Annotated in this window: 4 protein-coding genes; 3 read left to right on the top strand and 1 reads right to left on the bottom strand. The window is 67.3% G+C overall.

Annotation, left to right across the window (positions count from 1 at the left end; translation table 11 throughout):
- Positions 1-82: 82 nt before the first annotated feature.
- Entirely contained in the window at positions 83-391 is a 309-nt protein-coding gene (locus tag O0J73_RS21970; RefSeq protein ID WP_180878684.1) for an addiction module antidote protein, read from the bottom strand.
- A 202-nt stretch (positions 392-593) separates the two neighbouring features.
- On the opposite strand from O0J73_RS21970, the gene dusA reads away from it, so the two are divergent.
- The 3 genes from dusA to O0J73_RS21955 all read left to right on the top strand — a co-directional run bounded on the left by dusA (position 594) and on the right by O0J73_RS21955 (position 2,970).
- On the top strand, positions 594-1,625 hold the full coding sequence (dusA, locus tag O0J73_RS21965; protein ID WP_308309636.1) for a tRNA dihydrouridine(20/20a) synthase DusA: 1,032 nt from the start codon (positions 594-596) through the stop codon (positions 1,623-1,625).
- A 213-nt stretch (positions 1,626-1,838) separates the two neighbouring features.
- Complete coding sequence (locus tag O0J73_RS21960; RefSeq protein ID WP_008265425.1) at positions 1,839-2,213, top strand: hypothetical protein; 375 nt, start codon at positions 1,839-1,841, stop codon at positions 2,211-2,213.
- A gap of 73 nt (positions 2,214-2,286) precedes the next feature.
- Positions 2,287-2,970, top strand: a complete 684-nt coding sequence (locus tag O0J73_RS21955) for a response regulator transcription factor (RefSeq protein WP_004136763.1) — start codon at positions 2,287-2,289, stop codon at positions 2,968-2,970.
- Positions 2,971-3,136 lie beyond the last annotated feature (166 nt).

Raw genomic sequence — 3,136 nt, 5'->3', positions numbered from 1 at the left:
GGGGGGGGGGGGGCGGCGGCCGCGGGGTGTGGGGGGGGGGGGGCCGCCCCGCCCCCCCCCCCCCCCGGGCCAGCGGCAGCGATCAGGCGGTGCCTGCGGGTTGCTTGTCGGCTTGCACGATGAGATGCACCCCGAGCGCTGACAGTACCCGCTGCACGGTGTCGAAGCGTGGGTGTGCTCCGGGGCGCAGCGCCTTGTACAGGCTTTCGCGTCCAAGGCCGGAGACCTCGGCAACACCGCTCATGCCACGAGCACGCGCCACTGTTCCGAGTGCCTCCTGGAAGTGGCCCGCATCACCTGCTGCCAAGGCCTCGCTCAGATAGGTGGCGATTGCGACGTCATCTTCCAGATAGTCTGCGGGATCGAAGGGAATCGTCTTCAGCTTGCTCATCGGGAGAGTCCTGGGAATGGCGCCTCGTGCTTAACGCGCAGCCAGCGCGTGAACGTTTCCGTTGCCCGAAGCGTGATCCTCGACTGATCGTATCCACAAGGATACATCGTTCAATTGGCAACTGCGTCAAAGCCTGGCGTGTCTGCGTAGCGCTCCCCGCCGCCATTCAGCCACCCGGTGTAAACTATTGATCTCACTGGCAATGCCAGTCTCCACGATCAACGCCCCGATGACGTCCGCCGCCGCCCGTTACGCCGATTCCCTGCGCCTGTCCGTTGCCCCGATGATGGACTGGACCGACCGCCATTGCCGCGTGTTCCATCGCGTGCTGGCGCCGGGCGCACGCCTGTACACGGAGATGGTGCACGCCAACGCAGTCATCCACGGTGATCGCGAGCGCCTGCTCGGCTTCGACCGCAGCGAACAGCCGCTGGCGCTGCAGCTGGGCGGCAGTGATCCGGCGCTGCTGGCGCAGGCCGCGCGCATTGCCGCCGAGTGGGGCTACGACGAGGTCAACCTCAACTGCGGCTGCCCGTCCGACCGCGTGCAGGCCGGGCGCTTCGGCGCCTGCCTGATGCGCGAGCCGGTACTGGTGGCCGAGTGCGTGGCGGCGATGGTCGATGCGGTGGATATCCCGGTCACGGTGAAGTGCCGCCTCGGCGTGGACGAAGACAACGATTACGCGGTGTTCGCCGCGTTCGTCGACCGCCAGGTCGCCGCCGGTGCGGCGATGGTGGTGGTGCACGCCCGCAACGCATGGCTGAAAGGCCTGTCGCCGAAGGAGAACCGCGAGGTTCCGCCGCTGAAGTACGACTGGGCCTACCGCTTGAAGCAGGAGCGCCCGGCGCTGCCGGTGGTGCTCAACGGTGGCCTGGCCAGCCTCGAGGCGGTGCAGGCGCAGGCCGCGCACGTCGATGGCGTGATGCTGGGCCGCGCGGCGTACCACGACCCCTATCTGCTGCATCAGCTGGAGGCGCTGCACACCGGCGCACCGCTGCGGGCCCGTGGCGATCTGCTGCGCGCGCTGCGCCCCTATGTGGAAGCGCGCCTGGGCGAAGGCCTGGCGTTGAAGCACATCACCCGCCACCTGCTCGGCCTGTTCCACGGCCAGCCCGGTGGCCGCGCATTCCGCCAGGTGCTGAGCGAGGGCGCACACCGCCCGGGCGCCGACTGGAGCCTGGTCGAGCAGGCGCTGGCGGTCACCGAACGCGATGCGGATCGCGCTGCAGCGTGACCGAGGTCACATTCCTGGCTTGACAAGGGACGGCGATTCGTCCCGAATGTTCACTTAGCTGAACAACGCGGCGGTGGGACCGGAAAAGTTCAGACCGGATTCACTGCTCCAAACCAAGAATTTGCAAAGGATTTGTAAAGCGCCGGGTCCCGAACCCGGCACCCGGATTTACGACTTTTGAACGAATCGCCGAGCTCGGCTAGGATCGCATCGATGTCTTCCGCTCCCTTCCACCGCCGCATTGCCCTGGCCACCTGCGTGCTGCTGGCGGCTGCGCCGTTGTCTTCGGCGCTGGCGCAACAGCCGCCGCGCGGCGACCAGGGGCGGGCGGAGATGATGGATCGGGGCGAGCGCGGCAACCGTGGCGACGAGCGTTCGCTGTCCGATGCCGTGCGCCGCGTGCAGCGCACCACCGGCGGCCACATCCTCGGTGCCGAGCGCGTGCCGTTCGATGGTCGTGACATCAACCGGGTGAAATACATGGACGACCGGGGCCGGGTCCGCTACATGGACGACCCCGCCCCGTCGCGTTCACAGCCGCGCACGCCGCGGTCGGATATGTCATCACTACGCGGCGATAACCCCTGAACAGGGATAGTTGTCGCTATCAACCCGTACCCCACAGGCCTCCGGGCCACACCCAGGACACTAGGGAGAGTTCATGCGTATCCTTCTGGTCGAAGACGAAGCCCCGCTGCGTGAGACCCTGGCAGCCCGGCTCAAGCGCGAAGGCTTTGCCGTCGATGCTGCGCAGGACGGCGAGGAAGGCCTCTACATGGGGCGCGAAGTCCCGTTCGATGTCGGCATCATCGACCTCGGCCTGCCCAAGATGTCGGGCATGGAGCTGATCAAGGCCCTGCGTGACGAAGGCAAGAAGTTCCCGGTGCTGATCCTGACCGCGCGTTCGAGCTGGCAGGACAAGGTCGAGGGCCTGAAGCAGGGCGCCGACGATTACCTGGTCAAGCCGTTCCACGTCGAAGAGCTGCTGGCCCGCGTCAACGCGCTGCTGCGCCGCGCCGCCGGCTGGAGCAAGCCGACCCTGGAATGCGGCCCGGTCGCCCTGGATCTGGCCGCGCAGACCGTCAGCGTCGCCGGCAGCAATGTCGACCTGACCAGCTACGAGTACAAGGTGCTGGAGTACCTGATGATGCATGCCGGTGAACTGGTCTCCAAGGCCGACCTCACCGAGCACATCTACCAGCAGGACTTCGACCGCGACTCGAACGTGCTGGAAGTGTTCATCGGCCGCCTGCGCAAGAAGCTGGACCCGGATGGCGAACTGAAGCCGATCGAGACCGTGCGCGGTCGCGGCTACCGTTTCGCGATCCCGCGCAACGAGGGCTGAGCCGGCTCACCCTGGCGATAACACGATGTCCGGCCGTCTGTGGTTCTTCCGACGCTGGCGGCCGCGCTCACTGCAGGCGCGCCAGATGTTCGCCGCGTCCGTGGGCCTGGTCGCGTTCCTGGCGCTGGCCGGTTACGCGCTCGACGCCGCCTTCGCCGACACGGCG

Source organism: Stenotrophomonas sp. Sm6012, assembly GCF_030985895.1.
GTDB lineage: Bacteria > Pseudomonadota > Gammaproteobacteria > Xanthomonadales > Xanthomonadaceae > Stenotrophomonas > Stenotrophomonas forensis.
This window is presented reverse-complemented; position numbering and strand designations above follow the sequence as displayed.

Excerpts from the sequence above, each read along its gene's own strand:
- O0J73_RS21970 (WP_180878684.1), bottom strand. The coding sequence starts at position 391 with ATGAGCAAGCTGAAGACGATTCCCTTCGATCCCGCAGACTATCTGGAA.
- dusA (WP_308309636.1), top strand. The coding sequence starts at position 594 with ATGCCAGTCTCCACGATCAACGCCCCGATGACGTCCGCCGCCGCCCGT.
- O0J73_RS21960 (WP_008265425.1), top strand. The coding sequence starts at position 1,839 with ATGTCTTCCGCTCCCTTCCACCGCCGCATTGCCCTGGCCACCTGCGTG.
- O0J73_RS21955 (WP_004136763.1), top strand. The coding sequence starts at position 2,287 with ATGCGTATCCTTCTGGTCGAAGACGAAGCCCCGCTGCGTGAGACCCTG.